26 protein-coding genes and 3 tRNA genes are annotated in these 25,205 nt (G+C 59.1%); 10 read left to right on the top strand and 19 right to left on the bottom strand.

The features are described from left to right. Nucleotides 1-72 precede the first annotated feature (72 nt). The 8 genes from K3J57_RS04670 to K3J57_RS04705 all read right to left on the bottom strand — a co-directional run bounded on the left by K3J57_RS04670 (nt 73) and on the right by K3J57_RS04705 (nt 5,526). Nucleotides 73-149, bottom strand: a tRNA-Pro gene (locus tag K3J57_RS04670). A gap of 83 nt (nt 150-232) precedes the next feature. Further along, the gene (locus tag K3J57_RS04675) at nt 233-1,825 is read right to left on the bottom strand and encodes a MerR family transcriptional regulator (protein ID WP_259797308.1); all 1,593 of its coding nucleotides are present in this window, start codon (nt 1,823-1,825) and stop codon (nt 233-235) included. Between the two features lie 72 nt (nt 1,826-1,897). Next, on the bottom strand, nt 1,898-2,200 hold the full coding sequence (gene ihfA / locus K3J57_RS04680) for an integration host factor subunit alpha (RefSeq protein ID WP_173487336.1): 303 nt from the start codon (nt 2,198-2,200) through the stop codon (nt 1,898-1,900). Between the two features lie 115 nt (nt 2,201-2,315). Further along, nucleotides 2,316-3,290 carry a beta-ketoacyl-ACP synthase III gene (locus K3J57_RS04685; RefSeq protein ID WP_055189177.1) on the bottom strand — a complete coding sequence of 325 codons (975 nt, stop codon included), beginning with the start codon at nt 3,288-3,290 and terminating at the stop codon, nt 2,316-2,318. Further along, complete coding sequence (gene plsX, locus K3J57_RS04690) at nt 3,287-4,369, bottom strand: phosphate acyltransferase PlsX (RefSeq protein WP_173487334.1); 1,083 nt, start codon at nt 4,367-4,369, stop codon at nt 3,287-3,289. The genes K3J57_RS04685 and plsX overlap by 4 nt, the downstream gene beginning before the upstream one ends. A gap of 93 nt (nt 4,370-4,462) precedes the next feature. Further along, complete coding sequence (gene rpmF / locus K3J57_RS04695) at nt 4,463-4,672, bottom strand: 50S ribosomal protein L32 (protein WP_055189173.1); 210 nt, start codon at nt 4,670-4,672, stop codon at nt 4,463-4,465. A gap of 37 nt (nt 4,673-4,709) precedes the next feature. Further along, nucleotides 4,710-4,838: a hypothetical protein gene (locus K3J57_RS04700; protein ID WP_256415719.1), complete on the bottom strand. Its 129-nt coding sequence runs from the start codon at nt 4,836-4,838 to the stop codon at nt 4,710-4,712. Nucleotides 4,839-4,950: 112 nt separating this feature from the next. Further along, nucleotides 4,951-5,526: a YceD family protein gene (locus K3J57_RS04705; protein WP_259794250.1), complete on the bottom strand. Its 576-nt coding sequence runs from the start codon at nt 5,524-5,526 to the stop codon at nt 4,951-4,953. Nucleotides 5,527-5,743: 217 nt separating this feature from the next. Here K3J57_RS04705 and K3J57_RS04710 point away from each other — a divergent pair, with 217 nt between their 5' ends. Continuing rightward, nucleotides 5,744-6,196: an outer membrane protein assembly factor BamE gene (locus tag K3J57_RS04710; protein ID WP_259786517.1), complete on the top strand. Its 453-nt coding sequence runs from the start codon at nt 5,744-5,746 to the stop codon at nt 6,194-6,196. An 89-nt stretch (nt 6,197-6,285) separates the two neighbouring features. On the opposite strand, the gene msrB is transcribed toward K3J57_RS04710, so the two are convergent. Further along, the gene (gene msrB, locus K3J57_RS04715; protein ID WP_259794251.1) at nt 6,286-6,696 is read right to left on the bottom strand and encodes a peptide-methionine (R)-S-oxide reductase MsrB; all 411 of its coding nucleotides are present in this window, start codon (nt 6,694-6,696) and stop codon (nt 6,286-6,288) included. Nucleotides 6,697-6,849: 153 nt separating this feature from the next. On the opposite strand from msrB, the gene K3J57_RS04720 reads away from it, so the two are divergent. Beyond that, complete coding sequence (locus K3J57_RS04720) at nt 6,850-7,635, top strand: GNAT family N-acetyltransferase (RefSeq protein ID WP_259797311.1); 786 nt, start codon at nt 6,850-6,852, stop codon at nt 7,633-7,635. Between the two features lie 127 nt (nt 7,636-7,762). Then, a complete protein-coding gene (locus tag K3J57_RS04725) occupies nt 7,763-9,586 on the top strand; it encodes an ABC-F family ATP-binding cassette domain-containing protein (protein WP_259794254.1) in 1,824 nt (607 codons plus the stop codon). Nucleotides 9,587-9,734: 148 nt separating this feature from the next. Here the strand turns inward: K3J57_RS04725 and K3J57_RS04730 are convergent, their stop codons facing one another. The 4 genes from K3J57_RS04730 to tpiA form a co-directional block, all read right to left on the bottom strand. Next, the gene (locus K3J57_RS04730; RefSeq protein WP_259777013.1) at nt 9,735-11,273 is read right to left on the bottom strand and encodes a trimethylamine methyltransferase family protein; all 1,539 of its coding nucleotides are present in this window, start codon (nt 11,271-11,273) and stop codon (nt 9,735-9,737) included. Nucleotides 11,274-11,546: 273 nt separating this feature from the next. Beyond that, nucleotides 11,547-12,188, bottom strand: coding sequence for a PAQR family membrane homeostasis protein TrhA (trhA, locus tag K3J57_RS04735; protein WP_259772568.1), 642 nt, complete (start codon nt 12,186-12,188; stop codon nt 11,547-11,549). Between the two features lie 362 nt (nt 12,189-12,550). Then, entirely contained in the window at nt 12,551-13,948 is a 1,398-nt protein-coding gene (locus tag K3J57_RS04740) for a pyridoxal phosphate-dependent decarboxylase family protein (RefSeq protein WP_259797313.1), read from the bottom strand. Nucleotides 13,949-14,099: 151 nt separating this feature from the next. Then, nucleotides 14,100-14,846 carry a triose-phosphate isomerase gene (gene tpiA, locus K3J57_RS04745; protein WP_259797314.1) on the bottom strand — a complete coding sequence of 249 codons (747 nt, stop codon included), beginning with the start codon at nt 14,844-14,846 and terminating at the stop codon, nt 14,100-14,102. A gap of 282 nt (nt 14,847-15,128) precedes the next feature. Between tpiA and pyrE the strand changes: the two genes are divergently transcribed. Next, nucleotides 15,129-15,659 carry an orotate phosphoribosyltransferase gene (gene pyrE / locus K3J57_RS04750; RefSeq protein WP_259794259.1) on the top strand — a complete coding sequence of 177 codons (531 nt, stop codon included), beginning with the start codon at nt 15,129-15,131 and terminating at the stop codon, nt 15,657-15,659. A 66-nt stretch (nt 15,660-15,725) separates the two neighbouring features. On the opposite strand, the gene K3J57_RS04755 is transcribed toward pyrE, so the two are convergent. The 4 genes from K3J57_RS04755 to K3J57_RS04770 all read right to left on the bottom strand — a co-directional run bounded on the left by K3J57_RS04755 (nt 15,726) and on the right by K3J57_RS04770 (nt 18,043). Continuing rightward, nucleotides 15,726-16,121: a HesB/IscA family protein gene (locus K3J57_RS04755; RefSeq protein WP_173487323.1), complete on the bottom strand. Its 396-nt coding sequence runs from the start codon at nt 16,119-16,121 to the stop codon at nt 15,726-15,728. 62 nt (nt 16,122-16,183) lie between these two features. Further along, on the bottom strand, nt 16,184-16,891 hold the full coding sequence (locus K3J57_RS04760; protein WP_259794260.1) for a DUF3307 domain-containing protein: 708 nt from the start codon (nt 16,889-16,891) through the stop codon (nt 16,184-16,186). Continuing rightward, nucleotides 16,884-17,537 carry a hypothetical protein gene (locus K3J57_RS04765; RefSeq protein WP_259797316.1) on the bottom strand — a complete coding sequence of 218 codons (654 nt, stop codon included), beginning with the start codon at nt 17,535-17,537 and terminating at the stop codon, nt 16,884-16,886. Before K3J57_RS04765 ends, K3J57_RS04760 begins: the two co-directional genes overlap by 8 nt. 140 nt (nt 17,538-17,677) lie before the next feature. Beyond that, nucleotides 17,678-18,043, bottom strand: coding sequence for an SUF system Fe-S cluster assembly protein (locus K3J57_RS04770; protein WP_055189145.1), 366 nt, complete (start codon nt 18,041-18,043; stop codon nt 17,678-17,680). Between the two features lie 209 nt (nt 18,044-18,252). Here K3J57_RS04770 and tgt point away from each other — a divergent pair, with 209 nt between their 5' ends. Further along, nucleotides 18,253-19,392 (top strand): tRNA guanosine(34) transglycosylase Tgt, encoded by a 1,140-nt coding sequence (gene tgt, locus K3J57_RS04775; RefSeq protein WP_259772561.1) that lies wholly within the window; start codon nt 18,253-18,255, stop codon nt 19,390-19,392. A 32-nt stretch (nt 19,393-19,424) separates the two neighbouring features. Here the strand turns inward: tgt and K3J57_RS04780 are convergent, their stop codons facing one another. Next, nucleotides 19,425-19,862 carry a hypothetical protein gene (locus K3J57_RS04780; protein ID WP_259794262.1) on the bottom strand — a complete coding sequence of 146 codons (438 nt, stop codon included), beginning with the start codon at nt 19,860-19,862 and terminating at the stop codon, nt 19,425-19,427. Nucleotides 19,863-20,327: 465 nt separating this feature from the next. Here K3J57_RS04780 and lon point away from each other — a divergent pair, with 465 nt between their 5' ends. The 4 genes from lon (at nt 20,328) to K3J57_RS04800 (ending at nt 23,765) form a co-directional block, all read left to right on the top strand. Then, entirely contained in the window at nt 20,328-22,730 is a 2,403-nt protein-coding gene (lon, locus tag K3J57_RS04785; RefSeq protein WP_259797320.1) for an endopeptidase La, read from the top strand. A 236-nt stretch (nt 22,731-22,966) separates the two neighbouring features. Beyond that, nucleotides 22,967-23,407, top strand: coding sequence for an HU family DNA-binding protein (locus K3J57_RS04790; protein ID WP_259794264.1), 441 nt, complete (start codon nt 22,967-22,969; stop codon nt 23,405-23,407). Nucleotides 23,408-23,426: 19 nt separating this feature from the next. Beyond that, nucleotides 23,427-23,501, top strand: a tRNA-Val gene (locus tag K3J57_RS04795). Between the two features lie 188 nt (nt 23,502-23,689). Then, nucleotides 23,690-23,765: transfer RNA gene (locus K3J57_RS04800), tRNA-Val, on the top strand. Nucleotides 23,766-24,013: 248 nt separating this feature from the next. Here K3J57_RS04800 and K3J57_RS16080 read toward each other — a convergent pair. After that, entirely contained in the window at nt 24,014-24,256 is a 243-nt protein-coding gene (locus tag K3J57_RS16080) for an integrase core domain-containing protein (protein ID WP_375542833.1), read from the bottom strand. Between the two features lie 330 nt (nt 24,257-24,586). Here K3J57_RS16080 and K3J57_RS04805 point away from each other — a divergent pair, with 330 nt between their 5' ends. Then, complete coding sequence (locus tag K3J57_RS04805) at nt 24,587-25,189, top strand: histidine phosphatase family protein (RefSeq protein WP_259794265.1); 603 nt, start codon at nt 24,587-24,589, stop codon at nt 25,187-25,189. The last annotated feature ends 16 nt before the right edge of the window (nt 25,190-25,205 follow it).

Raw genomic sequence — 25,205 nt, forward strand, 5'->3', positions numbered from 1 at the left:
CCTCAGTGAAGGGGCGGGCTGTTTTCATGCCCCTGACCAATGCCCGTTCGGGCCGGGTGGGGCGGGGTGTTTTGGTCGGGCTAGCAGGACTCGAACCTGCGACCTTCCGTCCCCCAGACGGACGCGCTACCAGGCTGCGCCATAGCCCGACTGAGGCCCTTACATAGTGATTTTCACGGGCGGGGCAAGCCGGAAAACGCAGGAAAGTCACCATTGTCCCCACTTCTTTTGTTCAGCGCTTGTTTGATCGGTCCATCTGCGCAAGCAGAGCGTCCAGCTGATCCGCAAGGGCCTGCAAAACCGGCAGATGCACATCTGTGCCGCGCTTTCCGATGTCGCGGAGCGTGAGGATCAGCGGGGTGTCCACCTCAGGATCATCCCCTTCGGGGTCGGCCGGAATGTGGGACAGGTCGATCTGCGGCGGCAGGTCTGGCTCAGCAGGAGATTCGGGTGGCGTCCGGATCTCTTCCGGCTGGGACGCGACGCGCTCCTCCGGTTCAGAATGAAGCGGGGGGAGGGAGGTGGAATCCGCCTCGGCGTCCTCTTGCCCGTGCTCAACTGCCACCATGTCTTCGGACAGGCCATCCCCCGTGTCCTGTTCGGGGGGCTGCTCAAGGGTCGGGGCAACTGGTGTCTCGCCAGCGTCAAAATCAGGATCGGCGTCGGTGGGAAGGGGGGCATCATCCGCAAGGTCGGGCAATTCGGCGCTCAGCGCCTCAGCCGTGGCGGCGGGTTCACTGTCGGTGGGTGCGGTTGGGGCCGGGTCCTCCCCCTCGGTTGACGGGAGAGTGGCTGGCGGGCCTGCAGGGCCTGCGTCTGGCGCTTCGCCCGGAAGCGTGTCCGCAAACCCGAACAGATCCATCGGTTGCGGGCTGGCGGGGGGATCGACCGCTTCGCCTTCCTGTGCAACCTCTGTGGCGACAGGCTGTTCCGCCTCGGGGCGGGCCTCTCCGGGGACGGTATCTGCGGCAGGCGCGCTTGTTGCGCTCTCTTCCGGCGGCATTTGCTCGGGGAGGGGGGGCAACGGATCGGTTGCAGGATCTGCCGCTGTGGTTGGAATGTCTTCTTCAGTGAAAGCCGACTGCGAAGACATGGCTTCGGCCGGTGCTGTCGAGTCTGGGGCGGTTGTTACCTCTGTTTGCACCTCAGCGACGTCCGCATCTTCCCCGTCTTCCGTGGTGGAAGGGATGGTGGAAGGATCTGTTGTGATCGGGGCTGCAGGCTCATCCACGATATCCTCTGGGGCCGGGGCAGTGCCGGGCCCGTTCTCCAGAGCTTCGGCGATGGTGCGGTCCTTCTGTGGCAGCGGGGCAAGCGGGTCAGTTGGGGCCGCTGGGGAGGTGTCAGCATCCGTTTCGGAGATGCCAGCCTCTGCAATCTCCTCTGTGACCTCCTCTGCGGGAGGTGCGGTCACATCCGGGGTGGTCGCTGCGTCTTCATCCGGTTGGGTCTGCCCATCACCTGACTGAGCCTGGCCATCGCGGGCGCGTTCGGCAGGGTCAAAGGAGACCACGTTGCCTTCGGCGTTTTGCGGCAAGGGGGGCGAATCGAGCAGGGGGGACATGGCGGCCACATGTTTGACGCCTTGTTCGCGCAGCAGTTTCTGCACGCCGCGAATGGTCATCCCGTCTTCATGCAGCAATTTGCGAATGCCGCCCAAAAGCGCCATGTCCGTGGGGCGGTAATAACGCCGCCCCCCCGCGCGCTTCACCGGTTTGACCTGTGAAAAACGGCTTTCCCAGAAACGGAGGACGTGGGTTGGCACGCCAAGCCAATCGGCCACCTCGCTGATGGTCCGGAAGGCGTCGGGTGACTTTTTGTCCATGGTGTTTTGCCCGGATATTCAGTGGAAAATAGAAAACAAAGGGGGGGTATCCCCCTGAAAACACGTAAATAATCAGCTCTTATTGCCGACCGTAACACGGTCTTTCATCAGATGGGACGGGCGGAAGGTCAGCACGCGGCGTGGGCTGATCGGAACCTCTTCACCGGTCTTCGGATTGCGACCCACACGGGCAGCTTTTTCGCGAACGGAAAAGGTGCCGAAGGATGAGATCTTGACGCTTTCACCATTGACCAGAGAGTCGGACATATGGCCCAGGACGCTTTCCACCAATTGCGCACTTTCATTGCGCGACAGGCCTACTTCGCGGAATACAGCTTCGCTCAGATCCATGCGCGTCAAAGTCTTTTCACTCATTGTTTGTCCCCCTGTAATGTTGTTGCAGAGAGAATGAGTGCTTTGGGGGAGGCTGTCAATAAGCACCCCCAAAATCAATGGCTTGTGTCGTGAGTTGCAGGCAAAAGCCTGCCGGTTACCAGCGCAGGACCACGGCGCCCCAGGCAAGCCCGCCACCGATTGCCTCGGTCACGACAAGCTGCCCTTCTTTGATCTTTCCGGACTTGCGCCCCTCGTAAAGGGCCAGCGGGATCGAGGCGGCAGAGGTGTTGCCATGGTCCTGGACCGTGACAATCACCCGGTCCATCGGCACGCCCATTTTCTTTGCGGTGCCCTGAATGATGCGGATATTGGCCTGGTGCGGCACAATCCAATCCACGTCATCATCGGTGAACCCGATCTTGCCCAAAGCGGCTTCGGCGGTCTCGGTCAGTTTGCCGACCGCCTGCCGGAACAGGGGGTTGCCCTGCATCCGCAGGAAGCCCGATTTCTGGGTGGTTGAGACGCCGCCATCCACATAAAGCATTTCGCGCATGCGCCCGTCAGAATTCAGGTCGGCCGACAGGATGCCGCGATCGGAATTCTCTCCGCGGCTCTCCTGCGCTTCCAGCACCAGGGCCCCGGCGCCATCCCCGAACAGCACGCAGGTGGCCCGGTCCGTCATGTCAAGGATGCGCGAGAAGGTCTCGGCCCCGATCACCAGGACACGTTTGGCCTGACCGGACAGGATCAGCGCATTGGCATTGGTCAGCGCAAAGACAAAGCCTGCGCAAACCGCCTGAACGTCAAAGCCAAAGCCGCGGGTCATGCCCAACTCGTTCTGCACCATGGTGGCAACCGAGGGAAAGGTCAGGTCCGGGGTGGAGGTGGCCACGACAATGGCGTCGATATCATCCGCGTCCAGACCGGCATCCGCCAGGGCTTCGCGCGCGGCCTTTCCAGCCATTTGCGATGTGGTCTCATCCTCTGCCGCAAAACGGCGCCGTTCAATGCCGGAACGCGCCCGAATCCATTCGTCGGACGTGTCCACAATGCCTTCAAAATAGGAATTTTCCACCACGCGTTCGGGCAGATAATGCCCAACGCCTTTGACCACCGCGCGAATTGTCATGCCTGCTCTTCATCCTTCGTTGACATGTCATCTTGACGTAGGGTTCCCGAGGATGCAACCCGTGCGGCAAGTTTCTGATTGAAGCCCGACCGGGCCAGCGTGAAGGCCAGTTTGACGGCCGATGAAATGGCCACCGGATCCGCCGATCCATGGCTTTTCACAACCGTGCCGTTGAGGCCCAGGAACACGCCGCCATTGGCGCGACGCGGGTCCATGCGCAGCTTGAGCCGACCCAGCGACGCCTTGGCGATCAGCGCGGTCAGCTTGGCCAGAACGGTCTCGGTGAAGCTTTCACGAATAAAGCCTGCCATCAGGTTGGCCGTGCCTTCGGCGGTTTTCAGCGCCACATTCCCGGTGAACCCGTCCGTGACGATCACATCCACCTGATCCGAGGGGATATCGACACCTTCGACAAAGCCGACAAACTCGATATTCGCATCCTCTGCCGCGTTGGTGATCAGTTCATGGGCCGATTTCAGAACCGGGTGTCCTTTGTGCTCTTCCGTGCCGACATTCAGAAGGCCGATACGCGGGCGGGCGATGCCCAAACCGTTGCGCGCATAGGACGCGCCCATCATCGCATATTGCAGAAGATCGGTGTCGTCGGCGCGAATATCGGCCCCAACGTCCAGCATGATGTTGAACCCGCCGGGATTGCGCGAGGGCCAGAGGCAGGCAATCGCAGGGCGGTTCACCCCGGGCAGCTTGCGCAGGCGGACCATCGACAGAAGCATCAGCGCGCCGGTGTTGCCGCAGCTGACCGCCACATCCGCTTCGTGGTTGCGCACCGCATCAATGGTGGCCCACATCGAGGTCTCTTTGCCATTGCGCATGACATAGGACGGTTTGGCATCCATCGTCACCACTTCCTGGGTGTGACGGATTTCCACCCGGCCCTGCAAATTGGCTTCGCGCGCAATCAACGGTTCAAGGGTGGGTTTGTCGCCATGCAGAAGAAACCCGATATCCGGGTTCTTCTCTGCAGACAGCGCAAGGCCGGCAACCACGGCTGCCGGCCCACGATCGCCACCCATGGCGTCGATCGAAATAATGGTGCGTTTCGGGGCGTTACTTGTCATTCTTAATTGTCCCTTGGGCGCTGTGGCCCTGCCTGTGGGCCACCCGTGCTTTAGGGACTTTCCTGACATGCCCGCCCCAAGAGGGCAAGAGCCTTACGCTGCGTCTTCGTCGTCGAAGTCAGCTTCGCCAGCCATGGCCACCACTTCACGGTCGTCATAGTGACCGCAGGAGGGGCAGACGTGGTGCGGGCGCTTCAGCTCGCCGCAATTGGTGCATTCGTTCGGGTTAGCAGCAACCAGAGCGTCATGTGCGCGGCGGTTGTTGCGGCGCGATTTCGAAACTTTGTTCTGTTGGACAGCCATCGTCTCAACCTTTGGTTTGGGGGCGCGGGGCCCGGGTTTAATCGGGGGCAATCACGCCCATGTTCATGTTCAGTTTCCTGAGTCTCGGCGCGTCATACGCGATCTCGCGGGCGCTGTCCAACTCATCTTGCAGAAAGAAGCCGCGAAAATACGTATTTTCTGTCATGTTGCAAGGGGGAATGGTGCAAAAGGTGAATTAGGCTGAAAGCGCGTGGCCCGGGACGGGTGTCCCGGGGGGAACTGACAGCCTGATCTGATGGCGGATCCGGCGTGGTGGGTCAGTTGTCGGATGGGTCAGATTCGCCTGACAGCTTGTCCCGCAACCCGGCAAGTCCCGCAAAAGGCCGTGCCGCCTCATCCGTCATCGGGGTGATGCCCGGTTCGGTGAAATTCTGAGCTTCAAGTGCGGCCCCCTCGGCGCGCGGGTAAAGCGGCAGCGCCAGCGCCAGCGCCTCGATCAGAACCTCGCCCAGATCAATCTCCGCACCAAGCGGTTCCTGGGTGACGTCATCGGGCATTTCCACCTCGTCGCCTTCGGGGGCCGTGACAAGCCCCGCAATCCAGTGGCGGCTGACCTCGTCTTCAATCCGGGTGGTGACAGGCGCCAGGGTGACAACACAGTCCTGCGTCACGGTGGCCCCAAGGCGCGCCTTCATTTTCCAGTCGCGTTTTCCCATCGGCGCGAGGGTGCCGGTAAAGCGGATTTTGCGCAGGGCGGGCACGCCAATATCTGCAGCAATCGCCCGGCACTGCGCCTCGCTTGGGATAATCTCAAAGGGGGTGGCCTCATTCGGGGGCAGATCCGCAACGCGGATTGGGTGGCTGAAGGGAAGGGCGTCTTTTGGCTGGGTCATGATGTATGTTTCTTGAACGTTTTGCGATCCTAGGGTAAGCCGATACGCGAGACAGGTAGGAAAACGCAAGATGCCATAAGGACCTGTTAGCAGACAAACCTGTATTACAAGGGTGTTTGCGGACGGGTTTCCCGCGGTTTGGTCACCATGCCCAACCGATGACGGTTTGCGCAAGCCCTGTCTGGTGAAATTTAGCGATGCGTCTTGAGGGGGGCCGATGTCAAAATTGAAGCGCGTGGGGCTGGCAATACTGCTGGCGGGCAGCGTGGCGGCCTGCTCGGCAACCTATCGTAATCACGGTTACATGCCGACGGATACGGATATTGCGGCCCTGCAGGTGGGCGTCGACACCCGTGAAAGCGTGGCAGAAACCGTCGGACAACCGGGCACCAGCGGTCTGTTGACCGACGGGGGCTGGTATTACGTGCAAAGCCGGTTTGAGCATTTCACCTATAATGAACCGAAAGAGATCGACCGTCAGGTTCTGGCCATCAGCTATGATACCGCCGGTAAGGTCGCCAATATCGAGCGATTTGGCCTGGAAGATGGCCGCGTGGTTGTTCTGGACCGGCGTGTGACGGAAACCGGGATCGTCGGGGTTGGCTTCCTGCGCCAGCTGTTCGGCTCGCTCGGGCGGCTTAATGTCGGGGATATTATCAGCGGGAACTGACCCGGTTTTTTGCAAGAATTTAGATGAAAACGCCCGGATCACTGTCCGGGCGTTTTCATGTCTGTGGGGCGTGTCTGTGGGCGCGCGTGTCAGCCCTTTTTTGTCCCTGGGCCGGGTTCGAAACTCAGGCAGACCCCGTTGATGCAATAGCGCAAACCGTTGGGACCGGGGCCGTCCGGGAACACATGTCCCAGATGGGCGCCGCAATCGTCGCAATGTACCTCGGTGCGGGTCATGCCGAAACTGTGGTCAACCTCTTCGCCAATCGGGGCATCGTCACGGGGGGCGGAAAAGGCGGGCCATCCGCAATGGCTTTCGAACTTTTCCCCCTTGTCAAACAGGGCGGCTCCGCAGCAGACGCAGTGAAAGACACCGTCGCCCTCGGGAAAGCCGGGATGCGAGTAGGCGCGTTCCGTAGCGGCCTTTCGTGTGACCTGAAAGGTCAGTTCGTCTTGCAGCTCGGCGCGCCATTCCTCGTCGGTTTTGGTCACTTTGGCCATGTCGCCTCTCCCTTTTCGCTTTTCTTGATCTCATCCAATATGGTTGGATCAGGCAAGGGTCATACTGCTGTCACATAATTGTGCCAGCGAGCAGACCGATAGAGCCAATAGTTAGGGTGCGCGCGGGATGGCGCCAAGGGCGGAGAAACAAGGATGCCGAAAACGTGTGCCCCCCGTTACCGGGTGCGTCTGGCCAATGGGGAGGGGGATCGGATTGCAGCACAAAAGCTGCGGTTTCGGTGTTTCCGTGCCGGGCAGGTCAACCAACCCGATCCCTCCGGGCAGGAACACCGTGACCATGACGCGTTTGACGCGCATTGTCGCCACGTGTTGATCGAACGGATGGAGGACGGGGCGCTGATGGCCTGTTTTCGCCTGTTGCCGCTTGCGTCCGGGGCCGAGATCGCGCGGAGCTATTCCGCGCAATATTACGACCTGTCCGCGCTGTCGACCTATTCGAAGCCATTGCTGGAACTGGGCCGGTTCTGCATCGCTCCCGACGGGGCGAAGGAAGCCGATGGGGCGGATATCCTGCGTCTGGCCTGGGCTGAGATCACGCGGGTGGTGGATGCGGAAAGGATTGGACTGCTGTTCGGGTGCAGCTCTTTTCAGGGAACCGACGTGGGACGCTACCTTGATGTCTTTGGGGTTTTGCGCCAGGCCCATCTGGCCCCGGCCCAGCATGCCCCCCGACGCAAGGCCCCCGAAGTGGTGCCGTTTGCCAAGGAAGGTCCGGGCGGGCGGCCCCCCGACCGAAATCAGGCGTTGCGGCTGATGCCCCCCTTGCTGCGCAGCTATCTGAGTATGGGAGGGTGGGTCAGCGATCACGCGGTTGTGGATCGTGACCTGAACACGCTGCATGTATTCACCGGGGTGGAAATTGCCGCCATCCCCCCCGGTCGGGCACGTCTGCTGCGGGCTTTGACACAGGACATGTAGGGAAGGGGCTTTGCCCCTCTGACTGCGTCATTCACCCCAGGATATTTTTGACCAGAAAATGAGGGCCGGGGGTTTCTGCTGCGGCTTTGGCGTTGACCTGTCGCATCAGGCCGCCTAACTCCTCCTCATGGCACGTATACCTCTTTTGCAAATGTCCGGAATTTCGCTGACCTTTGGGGGCGATCCTGTTTTTGATGATCTTGATCTGGTGGTGCAGCCCGCAGATCGTGTGGCGCTGGTCGGGCGAAACGGGTCGGGAAAATCCACCTTGATGAAGGTAATGGCCGGTATGATTGAGCCGGATCAGGGCGAGCGGGTGCTGTCGCCCGGGGTGTCCGTGGGGTATATGGAACAGCACCCGGACCTGTCTGCCTTCGCCACATTGGGCGATTTTGCCGTGAGCGGGCTGGAACCCGGCGAGGAGTATCTGGTTGAGCGGGTGGCCGAGGGGTTGAAGATGAACCTTGAGGCGCCGGTGGGGACGGCCTCTGGCGGAGAGCGTCGGCGGGCGGCGCTGGCGAAACTGCTGGCTGAAGCCCCGGATCTGATGCTGCTGGATGAGCCGACCAACCACCTCGATATTCAGGCCATTCAATGGCTGGAAGATGAGCTGAACTCTACCCGTGCAGGATATGTTCTGATCAGCCACGACCGCGCATTTCTGCGCAATCTCACCCGTGCGACCCTTTGGGTGGATCGCGGACAGGTGCGTCGGCAGGAAAAGGGATTTGAGCATTTCGAAATCTGGCGCGACAAGACCTGGGAAGAGGAAGACCAGAGCCGCCACAAGCTCAATCGCAAGATCAAATCCGAAGCGCGCTGGGCGGTCGAAGGGATATCGGCGCGACGCAAACGCAATCAGGGGCGGCTGCGTGAACTGGCCAAGCTTCGCGACGAGCGTGCCAGTCAGATCAAACGCAAGGGCACGGCCGAGATGGTGCTTGAGGCGGGGCCGAAATCTGGCCGCCGCGTGATCGAAGCGCAAGGTATTTCAAAGGCCTACGGGGATAAACTGATTCTGCGTCCGTTTGACCTGCGGGTTATGCGCGGTGAGTGCGTGGCCTTTGTCGGACCCAATGGCGCGGGCAAAACCACGCTTCTGAAAATGCTCATTGGTCAGGAAACCCCGGATGACGGCTCTGTCTCGTTGGGGACCGGCATCGAAATGGCGGTGTTTGACCAGAACCGTTCGACCCTGGTGGAAGATGACAGCCTGTGGGAAAACCTGACCGGGGATCCGGAGATGCGCGTCTCTGGCAAGGCCGACCAGGTGATGGTGCGGGGAAATCCGAAACATGTTGTGGGCTATCTCAAGGAATTTCTCTTTGATGAGGCGCAGGCCCGGGCGCCGGTCAGGTCCTTGTCCGGCGGGGAAAAGGCGCGGCTGATTTTGGCCAAGATCATGGCGCGGCAATCCAACCTGCTGGTGCTCGATGAACCGACCAACGACCTTGACGTGGAAACGCTCGACCTGTTGCAGGACATTCTTGGGTCGTATGACGGCACGGTGCTGCTGGTGAGCCACGACCGGGATTTCCTGGACCGAGTGGCGCATCGCACCATTGCGATGGAGGGCAACGGGCGTGCGACGATCTACCCCGGAGGCTGGTCTGATTATCAGGCGCAGAAGGGCGAAGAAGACCCGGCGCTGCCGGCAAAGAAAAAATCCAAGCCCGCTGAGAAGCCGAAAGCCGAAAAATCTGCTGCGCAAACCACTGGCCTCTCTTTTACCGAACAGCATCGGTTGGAGGCTTTGCCCGATGAGATTGACCGCCTGATGGCCGAGATTGCCAAACTTGAAGAATTCCTGATGGATCCAAACCTCTTCACGGATGCGCCGATCAAGTTTAAGAAAGCCACGGAAGGGCTGGCAGAACGGCAGATAAAACTCGCAAGCGCCGAAGAAGAATGGATGGAGTTGGAGGAAAAAGCCGAGGCGGCGAAATCGTAGTTCCTTCGTTTTTTCATGCCTCAAATACCTTGGGGTGAGCCGCGCAGAGGTGAGGGGCAAAGCCCCTGACCCGAGCGAAGCGAGGCCCTGCCCAAGGCTGTCGACCGGCAGGTCGTAAAGGCGCGGGAGTGTTCCCGCGCGCTTCAGGTCACCCTTTCAGGTGAATATTGAACGTGGCCCGGATCTCCGCATCCAGCATGGGATCCAAGGCAGCCTGCGACGGCTCCGCCAGAATGGCCTCCTTGCGTTCGGTCGCTTTGGCGATCAGGTCTGGTTTGTCATTCTCTGCCCATTCCTTGGGCGAGGTCCGATCCCCATATGTCGGATAGACATAATCCGCCTGCATCCGGCTGAGGGTCTGTGGGGTGCCAAGGTAATGACCCGGCCCCTCAAGGCAGACCGAGGCGATCTGGTCCAGTGCAAGCGTCTCATCCGTCACTTCGATCCCGCGCACCACGCGCTGGGCCTGTCCAATCAGGTCATCGCCAAGGATCAGGCTTTCATGGCAAAATCCCAGCAATGAGGCGTGCATGCCAGCCGCCTCATAGACCATGTTCACACCGGCCAGCCCGGCGGTGACATTGGAACACATCTGTTCCCAGCCGGCCTGCATGTCCGGCAGTTTCGCGTCTGACGCCCCAGCGGCTGCTCCGCCGGGCAGACCGTAAAAGTGGTGCATCTGTGCACATCCAGAGGTCAGCAGGGCCTGCTCTCCTGATCCCACCGACATGGCGCCGGTGCGCAGGTCCAGACCGAAGGGCCAGGTGCCCATGATGGCCGGGTGGCCGGGCTTGATGGCATTGACATAGACCAGGCCAGCGAGGCATTCGGCCGTGGCCTGCACAATGGCACCTGCCACGGTGGAGGGGGCGGTGGCGCCTGCCATGCCCGCCGACAGCAGCAGCACCGGCATGCCGGCCTTGATCACCTCTTCCATCACCTGACAGCTTTCGGTGGCAAATTTCATGGGTGGCACCACAAAGCAGTTGGAGTTGGACACGAAGGGCCGCTCGCGCCATTTCTCTTCGCCGCCCGCCATCATATGCAGCAACTCCATGGCCGGTTTTACGAAATCCGGTTCGGTGAAAGAGACGCCGATATGTTTGGTGGTGCCGGTCACGCAGGCGTAGATTGAATTCAGGTCCATCTCGCAATTGTCAGCGATGTCACGGCAGACCATGGGGCGTTGTAGGAAGTGGATATTGTCCAGACGATCCGCGATACGGGCCGCGTCATGCAGGTCCTGTACGGTGCTGTCGCGGTAGTTGCGGCCCTGCGCATCCACCATGCTGACCGCAGCGCCTGCAGTGCCGTAATGGACGCGGTTGCCGCCCAGATCCAGATCACGTTTTGGGTCGCGCCCATGCAGGGTGATCTGTTTTGCCGCCATGGCCAGGCTGTCTTCCACCAATGCACGCGGAAAGCGCAGCCGCCCGTCTTCGCCCAGGATGGCCCCCGCTTTGGTCATGTATTCAATGCCGCTGGGGGGGGCATCGGCAAGGCCGATTGTCTCCAGCGCCTCAAGGGCGGCGTTGTGGATGCGCAGGACATCCGCATCGGAAAGCGGTTGATAGGTGCCGCCCTCCATTCCGGGACGCACGGGGCGGATCGCATCGGTCAGGGGGGCTGCGCGCAAAGCCTTACGGGCTGCGCGACCGCCGGAACGGCGGGCAGAAGGTGAACTCATATCAAGGTCCATTTTTCAGAGAGTGTATTTTGGTGTGGAATGCCAAAGCCACGGGGCAAATCGCGGCCCGTGCTCAGCTGCCGCCCGGTCGCCCACGTGCGGCCCGGCCCCGTTCGGCGCCAATGGTCCTTACCACTATGGAAATGAGCCAGTTAAAGCTGTCCATTTCGTCCTCCCTGTTTCCAATAAGAAACGAGTGCAGAACGTGATTCTTTTCCGTTTGCGTCATAATCGCATGTCGCAATTGGACGCTGTCACGACGGAATGTAACGATTAACCCCGCAAGATCATGAACATGGCCACATAATGCATCCCGGCGGCGATCAGGACATGCCCGTGCCAGATGGCGCGGTTGAAAGGCAGGTGATCGCGCAGGTGAAACAGCGTGCCCAATGTGAACAGCACGCCGCCGCCGACCAGCAGGATCAGGACGCCAAGACTGAAAGAAGCAATCAACGGACCTATGGCCAGAACGGCAAGCCAGCCCTGCATCAGCATGAGTTGAAAGGTAAACCGTTCAAACCGGCCAAAAAAGAACAGTTTCAGGGTGATGCCGATCACGGCGATGGTCCAGACCGCCAGCATCAGTGCCACCCCGTTGGTGCCGCCAATGCCAATCAGTGCAAGCGGGGTGTAGGAGCAGGCGATCATCAAGAAGATCGCTGCGTGATCAAAGCGGCGCAGCACGGCGCGGGCTTCGCGGTGAAGGGTCATGTTATAGGCGGCTGAAAGCAGGAACGTGGCCAGCAATCCGGCTGCGTAGATGGCCACCAGCGGCAAATGCCCCATTGGCCCGGCATGGGCCGCCCAGATGATCAACCCGGTGGCGCCAGCAAGGGCGGCAATCACACCCAGCCCGTGCACGACACCATCGGCGACATATTCCTGAAATGTGAATTCTTCTCCAAACTCCATATCGCTACCCCTTGCTTAAACGCTGCTCATGCGGGGTGTCGAAGGGTTTGCAAAAAACTGCTCGGCAACACGCCCACAACCAATCTCGTGCAGGGCGACGTGACCTGTAATGTCCGTGATCCGTGCCTGACGCACGGTTCAATGCCATGAGTTCGGGATCCTTCTGGATGTGACTTTCTGTGCAATGTCGGACATGAAGGCCTATCGCCTTGGGACCGGTCCTTTCATGTTAGCGCAAAATCGAGGCGATTTGTGGGCAAACCCGATCAACTCATTGTCAGGATGCCGGAAACAGTCCCGCCTGCGCCTGATGACCTGTTCTGATCATCAGGGTTTCATGAACATGTAAAGATTTCCTTGCCTTAGAGGTCGATTGCAAGTTCCGAGAGCACTTTCGGCACCATCATCACATCCTCTCGCAGGCAATCGAACTGGCCGACCTGCACACGAATGACAAATTTCCCCTCATGATTTGTCTGGGTCAGATAGATGCGCCCGTCGCGATTCACCCGCTCCAGAAGGGCTGCGGTTTTGGCGTCGTCTTGATATTGGAAGGTGAACAAAGAGAGGATCGGCGGGGTGGTGATCTCGAACCCGTCCAGTTTGGCGATGGCCTCCGCGGCTTCTCTTGCCCAGGTGACGTGGTTGCGAATGCGGCTGCGCAGGCCCGTCAGGCCCTCGGCGCGCAACAGGAACCAGATCTTCAGGGCGCGGAAGCGGCGGCCCAGCGGCAGGGTCCATTCATTGTAATTCACGACCTCATCCGTTCCCTGCGTTTTCAGGTAATCGGGTCTCAGCCCCATTGCCCCGATCTGGGGGGCGGGGTCCCGCAGAAACTGGATTGCGCAATCGAATTGCGCGCCCAGCCATTTATGCGGGTTGAAGACAATGCTGTCGGCGGCGTCGATCCCTGCCCAAAGCGTGCGGAATTCTTCGCAGATCATCGCAGATCCCGCCCAGGCCGCATCCACATGCACGGTGAGGCCATGGGCATGCGCGACCTTGATACAGTCGCCCACCAGGTCGCAGGCCCCGATCGAGGTGCCCCCGACACAAAGCACGACGCCTGCCGGTTTTCGGCCCGCGTCACGGTCGGCGCGAATAAGCGCATCAAGCGCCACCGGGTCCATCGACCAGGTGGCATGGTCGGGCAGGGTGGGCACCTTGACAAGGTTATCCTGCCCGATGCCGCACAGGCGCACCGCCTTGTCGACGCTCGAATGGGTCTGGGCGCTGGCATAGATGCGCAGGGTCGGGCCACCGGCCAGCCCTTTGCTTACGCCCTCATGACCAAGGGCAAGTTCACGCATCGTGGTGACGGCGCAAAAGGTGGCGGTGGTGGCGCTGTCGTGAATTGTGCCGGTGAAATCCTCAGGCAGGCCCATGCCATCGCGCAGCCAGCGGATCACCAGCTCCTCCATCTCATTTGCGGCCGGGGCTGTCTGCCAGAGCATCGCCTGACAGGCCATGGCATTGGCCAGTTGTTCTGCCAGCAGTGAGGCGGGGGCAGCATTAGCTGGGAAATAGGCGAAAAAGCGCGGGTGCTGCCAATGGGTCATCGCATCCGGCACCAACCGGGTGAAATCGTCAAAAATCGTTTCGATTGGCTCGGGGGTTTCCGGCACCGGTGCGTTGATTTGTGCCAGAAAAGCGCCGGGCGTGATGTCCGGACGCACCGGGCGTGCGCGCAGCCCCTGATGGTAGTCGCGCGCCCATTCGGCGGCTTTTGTGGACCAGGTGACCAGATCGTCGTGGTTCATGTCGAGCTTCCGTTTCCCTGTATCAGTCGTTTCGCCTGTTCTGTTGTGGGTCTTCAGTTGGCGGTCCGGGCAGGTGGCGCTCCGGGGACAGCAAGTCTTTTCCTGGCAGGCAAAAGAAAAGAGGGGCCGCAGCCCCTCACTCCATGATGCTTCAGGCGTTTTCCAGGGCAGATATGATTGCCGAGAAATCATCGGCCTTCAGGCTGGCCCCGCCGACCAGCGCACCATCCACATTCGAAACGGCAAAAATCTCACCCGCGTTGTCCGGCTTGACGGAACCGCCATAGAGCAGACGGGCCGAACGGCCAACGCCCTCGCCAAAGCGCCGTTCCAGGCGGGAGCGAATGAAATCATGCACTTCGCCGATCTGGTCCAGCGTCGGCACTTTGCCGGTGCCAATCGCCCAGATCGCTTCATAGGCCACGATGAGGTTTTCGCCGGTCACCTCATCAGGGATCGACCCCGCCAGCTGGCCACCAATGATATCGAGCGTGTTGTTTGCTTCGCGTTCGTCGAGGCTTTCGCCGACACAGATCACAACCTTGAGGCCCGCTGCAATCGCCGCAGAGGCCTTCTTGCGCACATCCGTGTCACTTTCGTTGTGGTGCTCTCGACGCTCGTAATGGCCAAGGATCACATGGCTGGCGCCCGCGTCTTTCAGCATCTCGGCAGAGACGTCACCGGTATGCGCGCCGGAGGTGGCCGCATGACAATCCTGACCGCCAATGGCAATCTGGCTGCCCGCCGTGTCACGGGCGCGAGAGATCAGCGTGGCGGGAGGGCAGATCAGCACCTCGCAGGAGGGGGCGGCATGATGCGCCGACAGCTTTTCCAATTCCGCCAGGTTGCTTCCCAGCCCGTTCATCTTCCAATTACCTGCTGCCAATTTACGCCGCATCGCGGATCCTCCAAAACTGTTTGCCCCGTTTTCGGGGCTGGGGCAGGGGGCGTCAAGGGGCTGGTCCCCCGAACCACCAATTTTGGACACAGGTTGCTTGGTTTGGCAGGAAGATGATATTGGCGTGCTGGCATCTGCCCGCTGACCAGAGGCGTGCACCATGTTCATTTGAAATAGCGTGATGTGGAAATGCCGCGCATCATATAAGGGTGATGGGCGTTTCCAGTTGTTGCTGTGATCCGACAAAACTGGACATGCCTCAAGTTTATGTAAAGGAAAGCTATGTCTGCAGAAACCTCCAGATCTGAACTCGCAAAACAGATTTTTGATGCCTCATCGTTGACAGGAGAGTTTGTTTTGCGCTCCGGGCAGGTGTCTCAGCAGTATTTTGATAAATACAGATTTGAGGGAAAGCCCGAGATACTCAGGCCTCTGGCAAAGGAAATGGCCAGCTTGTTGCCCGCCGGGACCGAGATTGTTGCCGGGTTGGAGCTGGGGGGCGTGCCATTGGTAACAGCCATCTCGCTGGAAACCGGATTGCCCGCTGCATTTATCCGCAAAGAGGCAAAGTCATATGGCACCTGCAAAGCCATTGAGGGGCAGGATGTTGGCGGCCGGAAGGTCACGTTCATTGAAGATGTGATTACCACCGGCGGTGCCGTGTCTGATGCCTATAAGCTTGCAACCGAAGAGGGGGCGCTGGTTCTGGCTGTCGTCTGCGCTCTTTGGAGGGGCGATGGAGACCCGGCAATTGTCTCAGAACCGTCTTTGCCCGTGTTCCCGGCCTTCCGGCGCGAAGATCTGGTGGGGTGAAGTCTGGTGACGGGGCGCTGATGCCCCGGACCCGGCTGATATTCTGGTGAGCAAACCTGGCCGGAGCTATCCCAGCTTCGGCACCCCGTTGGGGAAGGCTTCGGTTAATTCTTCGACGCTTTTGAACGTCACCGATTCCCCGCAGCCACAGGCCTCGTCCACATTGGGGTTGTTGAACTTGAAGCCGCTTTCCAGAAGACCGGTTTCATAGTCGATCTCGGTGCCGAACAGGAACATCTGTGCGGTGGGGGCAATGAGGATACGCGCACCGTTATGTTCGACCACCTCATCATGGGGATCGGCCTGATCCACATAGTCCATCGTGTATTCCATCCCCGCACAGCCACCCTTTTTCAGGCCGATGCGCAGACCGGTATGGCCTTCTTTCTCCATCAGTTTGGAGATCTGCTTAGCGGCCCGATCCGTCATGGTCAGGGCCTGTTTGCCGGGGATGCCGAACATGTTGTGCTCCTTTGTGCCCAATCTGGTGAGCCTGACAAATTTAGGGTGTTATTCGGAATGTCTCAAGGGGTGAGAAGCGCCAATGCCTCTTTTGTGAGGAAAGCCACCCCCATCGCCCATCCAAATGAGGCCAGCGTGCCGATAATCACATACTCAGAGGCCCGTTGCCCCTTGCGGGTGGTGTCAAAGCGCAGAACCGATTTTGCGGTGAGCAGGAAGCCGATGCCGATCGGGCTGTCAAACAGGATCAGGAAAAAGACGAAGATACGCTCAAGCAGGCCAATCATGCGCCCTGCATTTTTCAATCCCTGAATGGCAAAGCTTTGCGGGAAGCGTTGCATGAGACCACCCACAATCGGCCCGCCCATGAAGGTGGCAATCAGAAAGCCTGCGATCAGGATGGTTGGCCCCGCCATCTGGGGCGTGGCAAAGCCCCAGATCCCATGCACGAAGGAAAGCGGCCAGAGAAGCGCCACCCAAGAGATCGTGGCCAAATGCGCGATCTGATCCGTAAGAAAGGCCCAAAGCCGTGCGGCCTGCCGAGCCGGCAGGGCATAGGTTTTGAGCGCATCAATGATTGCATGGGCCACGGTGATCACCAGCGCTGGCCGCCAATCGCCCCCCAGCGCAAACAGGCTGGCCGCTCCGACCACCGCGATATGTGAGGCAAACACATCCAGCCGCCGCTTCTCGCGCACCATCGCGTTGGTCTGAAACACGAAGTCGGCGAGCAGATGGGCGATGAGAAGGGCCAGGAAGGTCTCAAGCATGGTGGTTCCTTTCGTACTCTTCCCAGAGTTCAACGGTCTGTCTCAGGGTTTGTCCATGTGCCCCGCTGATCCGGGCATGAACGGCCTGGGTCGAAATCTCGATGTCTTGTGCGATGTCTTTTAGTGTTGGCCGATTGGGCAGGAGATAGCGGGAAATGGCTTCTGCCTGTTCTGGGCTCCATCCAAAAGCCTGATCTTCGACCATTGCGATAATCGCGTGATGCAGGGGGGTGACGCCGTCGCCGGAAATCATGAAGCGGCGGGATTTTGGCATATTGTCCAATCCTCGCCCCGAAGCTTCAAATGCGCTGCCGGATGCGGTGGACAGATCGCCCCCGTCCCAGGGGTCCATCTGTCCAAGGCCAATGGAGATCCGTGTGGCAGGCAGTATTTTGAAAATTCGAAGATAAGCGTGCAGGTAAAGGGTCGCGCGCAATGCGTGCTCTGGCGCATAGAGAACAATTTGCCATCCGTCGCCGCGAAAGCGTGAGAAATAGGCGAAGGATTGCCCCTGCCACCCGGCAACGCGATTTGCGCGCTGGTCAAGGTCGCGCAGAGCTTTTTCCGTGTGGTCGCGCTGATGTTGTGTGGAGGCAATCAAATCCCCACTCAGGACAGTGACGCGTTGTTCTCGTTTTAAGGTCATGTATCAAGTCATATAGCTTGAAATTGAAAAAATCAAGTTATTTGACTTGAAATGATGAATATCAAGCTTTCTAGCTTGAAGGGGCGCAACAAAAAAGGCAGGCGCTGGGCCTGCCTTTCAAATCTCTCACTTGGGGGGGCTTACATGAAGCCAAGCTCCAGACGCGCCTCGTCCGACATCATCTCCATGCCCCAGGGCGGCTCCCATGTCAGGTCCACATTGACCTGCTTCACACCTGCCACCGGTTCAATCGCTTCGATGATCCAACCCGGCATGTCGCCCGCCACCGGGCAGCCCGGCGCGGTGAGGGTCATGATGATATCCACCTCGTTCTGCGCGTTGATCTCGATCGTATAGATCAGACCAAGATCATAGATGTTGACCGGGATCTCCGGGTCGAACACCGTGCGGCAGGCCTCTACCACATCATCATACAGCGGATGCTCGGTTGAGGAGGGTTTGATCAGTGGCTCACCTTCGAGCTGGTCTTGCGATTCCATGGTCATCTGGAAAGTCCCGTTTTATTCCTGAGCGAACATATAAGGATTACATGCTCCGAGGTCCAGAGGACCAATGCCGCAGGGGGCCGAAATTGCCCATGATACAGATCAAACCCGCCAAAAACGCTCGGGAACCGTGCCAAACCGGGCGGAGAACCGTCCTCAGGCGCGATTCCCCCCTTGGCATTTTCCGACAATTGCGACATTCGGGGGATATGACACAGGATACGACCACATTCAGCTATACCCTCAAAGCCACCGATGGGCGCGCCCGCACCGGGGTGATCTCTACCCCGCGCGGAGAGATCCGCACGCCTGCCTTCATGCCCGTGGGCACCGCGGCCACCGTGAAGGCGATGATGCCGGAAAGCGTGGCGGCGACCGGGGCGGATATCCTGCTGGGCAACACCTATCACCTGATGTTGCGCCCCACAGCGGAACGTATTCACGCGCTGGGCGGGCTGCACAAATTCATGAACTGGTCGAAGCCGATCCTGACCGACAGCGGCGGGTTCCAGGTGATGAGCCTCTCGTCCCTGCGCAAGCTGACGGAAAAGGGCGTGACCTTCCGCTCGCATATCGACGGCTCCAAGCATGAGCTGACCCCGGAACGCTCGATGGAGATCCAGCGCCTGTTGGGATCTGACATTGTCATGTGTTTCGACGAATGCCCCGCATTGCCTGCGGATCGCAAACGCATTGCCGAAAGCATGCGCCTGTCGATGCGCTGGGCGGAGCGGTCGCGCGAGGCCTTTGGTGACCGTCCGGGACATGCGCTTTTTGGCATCATGCAGGGCGGGCTTGAAAAGGACTTTCGTGAGGAATCGGCCAAGGCGCTGATTGATATCGGCTTTGATGGCTACGCAATTGGTGGTCTCGCAGTGGGTGAGGGGCAGGAGGCAATGTTTGACTGCCTTGAGTTTGCGCCGGGGTTCCTGCCCGAAGACAAGCCGCGCTACCTGATGGGGGTTGGCAAGCCGGACGACATTGTCGGGGCGGTGAAGCGTGGTGTGGACATGATGGATTGCGTGCTGCCCTCGCGATCAGGGCGCACCGGACAGGTCTGGACCCGCCATGGCGTTCTGAACATCAAGAATGCCCGCCATGCAGATGATCCGCGCCCGGTGGATGAGAGCTGCACATGCCCGGCCTGCCGCAATTATTCGCGCGCCTATCTGCATCATGTGTTCCGCTCGAACGAGATGATCTCGGGCATGTTACTGACCTGGCATAACCTGCATTACTTCCAGGAGATCATGCAGGGGATGCGTGATGCGATTTCCGAAGGGCGGTTCGACGCCTGGGAGGCCGAGTTCCACGCGCAGCGGGCCCAGGGGGATATCGCGCCGTTGTAAGCAGGTCCGGGGGGAAGCAGGGCCGGGACGGCTCACCCTTCTTCGACCAGCGAGATCCGAAGGGTGGACCCGTCACATACCTGCCCGGTGCTCCAGGGATCAACCGGTTCGGTGACACAGTCGATCAGCATCCAATGCCCCGGCGGACCAAAGGGCAGGCGGGTTGAAACCGTGCCCTTATCGCTGTTGTGCCATTTCGGGGTCAGTTCAAACAGATCATCCATCACCACGTCGATTGCGAGGCTGGCAAGGTGCGGCCCGGTGATTCCCGCAAAAGAGATGGCCACCCTTGTCGGAGCAAGGTGACCACCAGCCAGAAAGCTGGCATGGGTCACGTTTTCCTGATCGTCCCCTGTTTTTTCAACGAGATAGTCCGGGAAAATGGCAAAGCTGCCCTGAAAATGGCCCTCACGTGCGAGGTTGCGGATAAGGCGGTGCATCATTTCCGCAGTCAGCAATGGGGTGGGCATCTGCGGGGCGGAAGGAGGTTTCGCTGGCGCAGGATCGGTCTTCTGCGGTGATCGCTTGAGAAATTTGAGCATCCTGAAATCTCCGAATTCATGTCGGAAGATATTTTAAGCAGGAGAATCACCATATTGCGGCGCGTTTGTGAAAAAAACGTGGTTAAACCCCCAGGCGATGCGCGAGGGCAACGCGATCCCGTCGGGTTGAAAACCGGACGGGCGTTTGCGTTCCCTCACAACCATGTGGTTTTCCGCCCTCTCACCGGGATTGGCCCCTTGCACCTTCCGCCCGGCACAGGCATGGTTTGGGATAGCGCGTAGGGGCTGGATGTAAGGGCCAGTCCAGGGCCAGTCCAGGGTTGCTGCGCTTGAAACCGGGTTGCTGAATGCCCAAGTGATATACGCGAACAGGAGGGGATCGCGGCTGCCGCTTACGGGGCCTGATCTCCTTGCCAAAAACAAGGATTATCCATGACCGAGCAACTGAACCAATCCTATCCGGTGCTGCCGCTGCGCGACATTGTCGTGTTCCCGCATATGATCGTGCCGCTTTTCGTCGGGCGCGAGAAATCGGTGCGCGCGCTGGAAGAGGTGATGGCGGATGACAAGCAGATCCTGCTGTCGAGCCAGATCGACCCCGCGGTGGATGAGCCGGAGGTCGAGGGCATCTATTCCGTAGGGGTGCTCGCCAATGTGTTGCAGCTTCTGAAGCTGCCCGACGGCACCGTGAAAGTGCTGGTCGAAGGGCAGGCACGGGTGAAGATCACCGACTTCCTCGACAATGACAATTATTTCGAAGCCGAGGCAGAGCTGATCGAAGAACGTCCGGGAGATCCCGACGAGCTTGAAGCCTTGCTGCGCTCGGTGGGCGAAGATTTCGAACGCTACGCCAAGATCAAGAAAAACATCCCCGAAGAGGCGCTGGCCGCCGTGGCTGAGACGCGCACACCTGACAAGCTGGCTGACCTCGTGGCGGGTCATCTTGGCGTGGATGTGGAACAGAAACAGGACCTGCTTGAAACCTTCACCGTGTCCGAGCGGCTGGAAAAGGTCATGGGGCTGATGCAGGGGGAAATGTCCGTCCTGCAGGTTGAGAAGAAAATCAAGACCCGCGTGAAATCGCAGATGGAGCGCACCCAGCGTGAATATTACCTGAATGAGCAGATGAAGGCCATTCAGAAGGAGCTGGGTGATGGGGATGAAGGTCAGAACGAACTGACGGAACTCGAAGAGAAAATCGCCGAGACCAAGCTCTCGAAAGAAGCCCGCGAAAAGGCGGATGCCGAGCTGAAAAAGCTCAAGAACATGTCTCCCATGTCGGCCGAAGCCACTGTGGTGCGCAACTATCTCGACTGGATGCTGGGTCTGCCGTGGGGCAAAAGGTCCCGCGTGAAAAAAGACCTGAACAACGCTCAGAAGGTTCTGGATAAGGACCACTATGGGCTGGAGAAGGTCAAGGAACGCATTGTCGAATATCTGGCCGTGCAGCAACGTTCGAAAAAGCTGAAAGGCCCGATCATGTGCCTTGTTGGCCCGCCGGGTGTGGGGAAAACCTCGCTTGGCAAATCGGTTGCCAAGGCCACGGGGCGCGAGTTCATTCGCATCTCGCTGGGCGGCGTGCGGGATGAAAGCGAAATTCGCGGTCACCGCCGGACCTATATCGGGTCCATGCCGGGCAAGATTATCCAGGCGCTGAAAAAGGCGAAAACCACCAACCCGCTGATCTTGCTCGATGAAATCGACAAGATGGGGCAGGATTTCCGGGGTGATCCGGCGTCGGCGATGCTGGAAGTGCTGGATCCGGAACAGAACTCGACCTTTGTCGATCACTATCTTGAGGTCGAATATGACCTGTCGGATGTGATGTTCCTGACCACGGCCAACAGCTACAACATGCCGGGCCCGCTTCTGGACCGGATGGAGATCATCCCGCTGTCGGGCTATACCGAGGAAGAAAAGCTTGAGATTGCACGCCAGCATCTGGTGCCGCAGCAGATCAAGGATCATGGGCTGAAGGCGAAAGAGTTCTCGCTGACCGATGATGCTCTGACCGATGTGATCCGCTATTACACCCGAGAGGCGGGCGTTCGGAACCTGAAGCGCGAGATTGGCAAACTGGCCCGTAAGGCGGTCACCAAAATCGTGAAGCGTGAGGTTGAAGCGGTGGATGTGACCCCGGAGGCATTGTCTGACCTGCTTGGGGTGCGGCGCCATCGCTATGGTCTGGCCGAGAAGGAAGATCAGGTCGGCGTCGTGACCGGACTGGCTTATACCTCGGTCGGTGGCGACCTTCTGTCGATCGAAGCCCTGCGTCTGCCGGGCAAAGGTCGGATGAAAACCACCGGGAAACTGGGCGACGTGATGAAAGAGTCGATTGATGCGGCCTCGTCCTATGTGCGTTCCATCGCCCCCGAAATCGGGGTGAAACCGCCGCAATTTGAAAAATGGGACATCCACGTGCACGTGCCCGATGGGGCCACGCCAAAGGATGGTCCTTCGGCGGGTCTCGCCATGGTCACGTCAATTGTCTCGGTGCTGACCGGCATTCCGGTGCGCAAGGACATTGCCATGACCGGAGAGGTCAGTCTGCGCGGCAATGCGCTGGCCATTGGTGGTTTGAAAGAAAAGCTGCTGGCGGCGCTGCGTGGTGGGATCAAGACGGTTCTGATCCCCGAGGAGAACGAAAAGGACCTGCCGGATTTGCCGGACAGCGTGAAGGATGGTCTGGAAATTATCCCGGTAAACCACGTGTCGGATGTTCTTAAACTGGCTTTGACCCGGACACCGGAACCGGTGGAATGGGATGAAGCCGCGGAAGAGGCCGCGGCCGCGCTTGCCAGCAAACCGGGCAGCACCAGCCAGACCGCGCATTGATCTCGAAGGGCAGGCGCCCATCCGCTTTATGTGCATGTGACACCTTTTCAGTGGCGCGCCCGGTTTGGGCGCGCCACTTTAATTTTTGCTCTAAAAATGCTTGGAACTGGATTTGTTAATGTTTTTGCACTAACTTATTCCCAATCAGAAACAATCATGAGCCGAGCAGAACAATGGCGACAAAGTCGAAAAAAACCACCCGCACCACCAAGGCACCCGCTGCAAAGGTGACGAAGGTGACAAAGACATCGAAGACAAGCCCAAAACCTGCAAGCCCGGTTGTTGCACCTGACCCCGCTCTGGACGCTGCGGTGAAAAAGGTAGCCACCTCGACGCGCAGCGCAGCTGTAGATGCCCCTGCGGCAACCAAACCCACACAGGTGTCCGGTGTCACACGGTCCATTGTGGCGAATGGGGTCAATAAGAAAGAACTGGTGCGCCGGGTGGCAAAACGTGCTGAGCTGCGCCCCAATCAGGTGCGTGCGGTGACCGAAGCGGTGCTTGAGGAACTGGGGCTGGCACTTTCAAACAGTGAAGAACTGAAGCTGCCGGGGCTTGGAAAAATGCAGGTCAAGCGCAGCAAAGATGTCGGGAAGGCGGATGTTCTGATCTGCAAGCTGCGCCGTAAAAAGGATGAAAATTCTGACATTGACCCTCTTGCGCCTGCAGCCGAGTGACGGTAAATAGCCCCTCGTTGGGTGATTAGCTCAGTGGTAGAGCGCTTCGTTCACATCGAAGATGTCAGGAGTTCAAATCTCTTATCACCCACCATTTTCCACCATGCGCGCTGGATGATATGACGCGGGACCAGTTTCCCCGTCAGTATGGTTGGGCTTTGCAAAATATTTGCGAAACTTCAGTGGGTTAGCCTGGGTGAGGTGAGAAATATTTTTTTGAGGAAAACCGAAATTTCCTCTTGCGCTCTCTCTCGCCTCACTTTAAATCACCACCCACGGAACGGGTCGTTAGCTCAGTTGGTAGAGCGCTTCGTTTACACCGAAGATGTCGGGAGTTCGAGCCTCTCACGACCCACCATTCCGCTTCCCATCGATTTGAAAGAACGCTCTTGCACCGCAGGCGCGCGCATTTCAAGTTTGGAAACGGGTTGGATGATCGCGGTTTTTTACCATTTATGACGATGGAAATGGTACCCGGATTACGCGCTATGATAGTGTGGGCAACACAATCGGCACCCCAAATGCCGTGGACCACCCACACTACTGAAGTGGTCCCACCTTTTCGGACAGTTTTGTAGCTTTCCCAAGGTGTATCGGGTTTAGGTTTCATGCTGCTTTTTGCTCTTCCAAGCCCGCCCGGTAGGGTTCGCCCGGCGTTCGCTGATCAAGCGCGGAATGGGGCCGCTCGAGGTTGTAGAATGTCATCCAGTTTTTGACGATCCTTCGATCCTTCGATCCTTCGATCCTTCGAGCCTGGAAGCCGTCCTTGATCTCTGTTTCTGTCGGCCCTTCCGGCTTGCGCCACGTGCGAAAACATCGACCAGGCCTTCCACAGTCTGACCCTCCCATGTGCTGACCCGGTTCGGATGCACCTGATGCTTCGCCGCGATCTCCTGGATCGTCTTGTCGCACGCAGCGCTTCCAACGTGATCCTGGCCTTCAAATGGTCTGTAAACTTCCGGGGCTTCGCCATTCTCGTGTCTCTTCAAAGGTGCGGGATACACCTGAGCCCGCTGTCCTGTTTTCTGGGACCACTTCAGTTGACGGGCGCAAGTTACGAAACAACGCGCAAGACATGGGGTGCGAACGGCCTCGGCATTGGCTCCTCTGACAGTGTTTCGACTTTTCCCTGCCTCGGGTTAAAGTCGAAACGCTTTAGGTTGGCGGCAGGGGAGGATCATGTCTCACTATCCAGAAATCTATGTCATTCGCCACGGTCAGACCGAATGGAACCTTGCCGGGCGTCATCAGGGGCGGCTGGACAGCCCTCTGACCCCGCATGGGCGCGGGCAGGCTGTCGCAATGGGGCGCCTGTTGGCAGAGAAATTGCCGCATCCTCAGGAGTTTTCCTATTTCACCAGCCCACAGGGGCGATCACGCGCAACCGCTGCTCTGGCCCTGGGGGAGGTGTCGCAACCCTTGCCCGAAGCCTGTGAGGATGCGCGCTTGTGTGAGGTGGCCTTTGGTCGGTGGGAAGGAAAAACCCTGCCGGAGATTCGCCAGGAGTGGCCTGAGCTCGCGCAGCTTGCAGAAGAGGATCCGGTCTCATGGCACTTTCTGTCCCCTGGCGGTGAAACCCTGCAGGAGCTTGAATGTCGGGCGGAGGCGTTTTTGAAAGATCTTCGCGGCCCGTCCGTCATTTTCACCCATGGGATTCTGTCACGCGTGCTGCGGGCGCGCTGGTTGGGGATGAATGTCGGGGAAATGCTTGGCCTGCCGGGCGGGCAGGGGGTGATTTTTCATCTTTCTCAAGAGCTTGGACATGTTCGTTTGGAAAAATGACAAAAAAGGCAAATTG

Origin of the sequence: Aliiroseovarius crassostreae (genome assembly GCF_025137635.1) — a bacterium.
GTDB lineage: Bacteria > Pseudomonadota > Alphaproteobacteria > Rhodobacterales > Rhodobacteraceae > Aliiroseovarius > Aliiroseovarius crassostreae.

What these genes read in the sequence shown, in the direction of transcription:
- tpiA (WP_259797314.1), bottom strand. Translation starts at nt 14,846, where the DNA reads ATGCGGCGTAAATTGGCAGCAGGTAATTGGAAGATGAACGGGCTGGGA.
- K3J57_RS04675 (WP_259797308.1), bottom strand. Translation starts at nt 1,825, where the DNA reads ATGGACAAAAAGTCACCCGACGCCTTCCGGACCATCAGCGAGGTGGCC.
- K3J57_RS04700 (WP_256415719.1), bottom strand. Translation starts at nt 4,838, where the DNA reads ATGACAGAAAATACGTATTTTCGCGGCTTCTTTCTGCAAGATGAGTTG.
- trhA (WP_259772568.1), bottom strand. Translation starts at nt 12,188, where the DNA reads ATGGAGTTTGGAGAAGAATTCACATTTCAGGAATATGTCGCCGATGGT.
- pyrE (WP_259794259.1), top strand. Translation starts at nt 15,129, where the DNA reads ATGTCTGCAGAAACCTCCAGATCTGAACTCGCAAAACAGATTTTTGAT.
- K3J57_RS04765 (WP_259797316.1), bottom strand. Translation starts at nt 17,537, where the DNA reads ATGACCTTAAAACGAGAACAACGCGTCACTGTCCTGAGTGGGGATTTG.
- K3J57_RS04705 (WP_259794250.1), bottom strand. Translation starts at nt 5,526, where the DNA reads ATGACCCAGCCAAAAGACGCCCTTCCCTTCAGCCACCCAATCCGCGTT.
- K3J57_RS04730 (WP_259777013.1), bottom strand. Translation starts at nt 11,273, where the DNA reads ATGAGTTCACCTTCTGCCCGCCGTTCCGGCGGTCGCGCAGCCCGTAAG.
- K3J57_RS04720 (WP_259797311.1), top strand. Translation starts at nt 6,850, where the DNA reads ATGCCGAAAACGTGTGCCCCCCGTTACCGGGTGCGTCTGGCCAATGGG.
- K3J57_RS04780 (WP_259794262.1), bottom strand. Translation starts at nt 19,862, where the DNA reads ATGCCCACCCCATTGCTGACTGCGGAAATGATGCACCGCCTTATCCGC.
- K3J57_RS04760 (WP_259794260.1), bottom strand. Translation starts at nt 16,891, where the DNA reads ATGCTTGAGACCTTCCTGGCCCTTCTCATCGCCCATCTGCTCGCCGAC.
- K3J57_RS04710 (WP_259786517.1), top strand. Translation starts at nt 5,744, where the DNA reads ATGTCAAAATTGAAGCGCGTGGGGCTGGCAATACTGCTGGCGGGCAGC.
- tgt (WP_259772561.1), top strand. Translation starts at nt 18,253, where the DNA reads ATGACACAGGATACGACCACATTCAGCTATACCCTCAAAGCCACCGAT.
- plsX (WP_173487334.1), bottom strand. Translation starts at nt 4,369, where the DNA reads ATGACAAGTAACGCCCCGAAACGCACCATTATTTCGATCGACGCCATG.
- rpmF (WP_055189173.1), bottom strand. Translation starts at nt 4,672, where the DNA reads ATGGCTGTCCAACAGAACAAAGTTTCGAAATCGCGCCGCAACAACCGC.
- K3J57_RS04740 (WP_259797313.1), bottom strand. Translation starts at nt 13,948, where the DNA reads ATGAACCACGACGATCTGGTCACCTGGTCCACAAAAGCCGCCGAATGG.
- K3J57_RS04685 (WP_055189177.1), bottom strand. Translation starts at nt 3,290, where the DNA reads ATGACAATTCGCGCGGTGGTCAAAGGCGTTGGGCATTATCTGCCCGAA.
- K3J57_RS04755 (WP_173487323.1), bottom strand. Translation starts at nt 16,121, where the DNA reads ATGTTCGGCATCCCCGGCAAACAGGCCCTGACCATGACGGATCGGGCC.
- K3J57_RS04770 (WP_055189145.1), bottom strand. Translation starts at nt 18,043, where the DNA reads ATGACCATGGAATCGCAAGACCAGCTCGAAGGTGAGCCACTGATCAAA.
- K3J57_RS04805 (WP_259794265.1), top strand. Translation starts at nt 24,587, where the DNA reads ATGTCTCACTATCCAGAAATCTATGTCATTCGCCACGGTCAGACCGAA.
- K3J57_RS16080 (WP_375542833.1), bottom strand. Translation starts at nt 24,256, where the DNA reads ATGGGAGGGTCAGACTGTGGAAGGCCTGGTCGATGTTTTCGCACGTGG.
- ihfA (WP_173487336.1), bottom strand. Translation starts at nt 2,200, where the DNA reads ATGAGTGAAAAGACTTTGACGCGCATGGATCTGAGCGAAGCTGTATTC.
- K3J57_RS04725 (WP_259794254.1), top strand. Translation starts at nt 7,763, where the DNA reads ATGGCACGTATACCTCTTTTGCAAATGTCCGGAATTTCGCTGACCTTT.
- lon (WP_259797320.1), top strand. Translation starts at nt 20,328, where the DNA reads ATGACCGAGCAACTGAACCAATCCTATCCGGTGCTGCCGCTGCGCGAC.
- msrB (WP_259794251.1), bottom strand. Translation starts at nt 6,696, where the DNA reads ATGGCCAAAGTGACCAAAACCGACGAGGAATGGCGCGCCGAGCTGCAA.